At 35.7% G+C, this 1,812-nt stretch carries 3 protein-coding genes; all 3 read right to left on the reverse strand.

Annotation, left to right across the window (positions count from 1 at the left end; all coding sequences use genetic code 11):
• Nucleotides 1-1,088, reverse strand: a 1,088-nt coding sequence (locus tag CBG25_RS18535) for an ABC transporter transmembrane domain-containing protein (RefSeq protein WP_366212810.1), incomplete at its 3' end; no start/stop codon positions are given.
• Between the two features lie 95 nt (nt 1,089-1,183).
• On the reverse strand, nt 1,184-1,507 hold the full coding sequence (locus CBG25_RS21560; RefSeq protein ID WP_366212811.1) for a hypothetical protein: 324 nt from the start codon (nt 1,505-1,507) through the stop codon (nt 1,184-1,186).
• A 139-nt stretch (nt 1,508-1,646) separates the two neighbouring features.
• Nucleotides 1,647-1,812 (reverse strand): RepB family plasmid replication initiator protein (locus tag CBG25_RS18540; protein WP_290608507.1); only part of this gene is annotated, 166 nt, incomplete at its 5' end.

Here is a 1,812-nt window from a genome sequence, read left to right on the forward strand (position 1 = left end):
TGACCCTGCTGAGGAACATAAAGTCGTTGTAATAACTTTGTTAAGGTACTTTTTCCCGATCCTGAAGGGCCTGTGATACCGATAAATTGTCCGGCCTTTATTGACAAGGATAGGTTCTGCAATACTTCTGGCATGTCGTTAGCATAACGAAATCTGATATGATTAAATTCAATATTACCATTAATAGATGCTGTATTGGCTAACCCCTTTTGGCCAAATTCAGTAGGTTCATCAAGAATATCACCAACACGTTTAAGTGCGATAAGGGTGTGCTGAAAATCTTGCCATACTTGCGCCAGACGAAGGATCGGCTGAGTAACGTGTGCGCTAAGCATATTAAAAGCAATTAATTCTCCAGGACTAAGTTGGCCTTGCATAACGGCTTTAACACCAAACCATAATAGAATAGCGGTAGTTATTTTATTGACCAGTGTAATAATTTGACTGGCAATGATACTGCTTTTTTGCACCTGGAAGCTTTTTTGTAATTGGTGACTTAAGATTTTTTGCCAGCGTTGTAAAAACCTATTCTCGGTGGCGGTTGTTTTAACGGTTTCAATACCCGTGATTGTTTCAGTAAGAAAAGTGGTATTATCGGCTTGAGCTTCATACTCTTTTTCTACCCGTTTACGAATAATCGGGCCAATTAATAGCCAAAAGATAAAATAGAGAACCAATGAACCAACGACGATGCGAGCAAGTTGGGTACTGTAGTTGAATAACACGACAATAAATAATGTGACAAAAAATAGATCGATAAACAGCATTAATGTTGAGCCAGTGAGAAATTGCCTAATTTGCGCCATCTCACGAACTCGGGCAATAATTTGCCCTGTTTGTCGCTGTTTAAAATAGTCAAGCGGCAGTCCTAATAAATGACGATATAAGCGGCCGGATAATTCAGCATTAATTTGGCCAGAGGTATGATTAAAAATTTTATTACGAATAAAACTATAAATAGGTTCGGCTATTGCTAATGAGACAATGGCAAATGCTAAAACATGTAAGCTATTTAGGCTACGTCCTACCAAGACTTTATCAATCAGATGTTGAAAAAGAATTGGGTGAATAAGGGCAAATATTTGCACAACGCTGGCGAGTATAAAAATATCTCTTAGTTGTTTATTTTGTCTAAGGACTGAAGGGGAAAACCAATCTAATACAAATTTGATTTTTTTAGCAGTTAATTTTTTTCCGCCACGAGCAGTACTTTAAATTTGATTGGTTTTTTGGGCTTATTATAATGAGGAAAAGTTAATGTTTTCTCTGAACACGGATTTATTACTTCAATAATTTGTTGCGTTATATTGGTAAATATCCACCATACCCCTTCTATTTCAATTAAAGCGGGTAACGGGATATGTTCCAATTCAGCTGGTGTAAAAAAGCTTACTTTGCTTTTTAATTGCATATAATCCGCACACTCTCGTAACTGCCAGTCGGTTAGATGTTCAGATTCTAATCCTAAGGAGTGAGTTAACTGTTCAATTGTGCACGAGTTTCGCACAGGCATATAAAATTCTAAAAATGGCTTAAAAGCAATGATTAATCTGCAAGTTACTAAAAAACATAAATTTTATTAAATTACAATAAGTTGTATTTGATTTATAAGGTTTTGACTATTTATATATCATGCTGAATTAAACTTAAAAATAGAGCGTTTTTTTATTGGTGCGAAACTCGTGTCTGAGATACTGATACAGACGAATTGCATTTGTATCACTCAATCTAACTGCTGAAAGCAATATTTGTGTTGTGAAATCCTTTTCTAATCTGCATATGTAAGGCTCCATTTGTCTAGAAAATGCAACA

Source organism: Arsenophonus sp. ENCA (assembly GCF_002287155.1).
Taxonomy (GTDB): Bacteria; Pseudomonadota; Gammaproteobacteria; order Enterobacterales; family Enterobacteriaceae; genus Arsenophonus; species Arsenophonus nilaparvatae.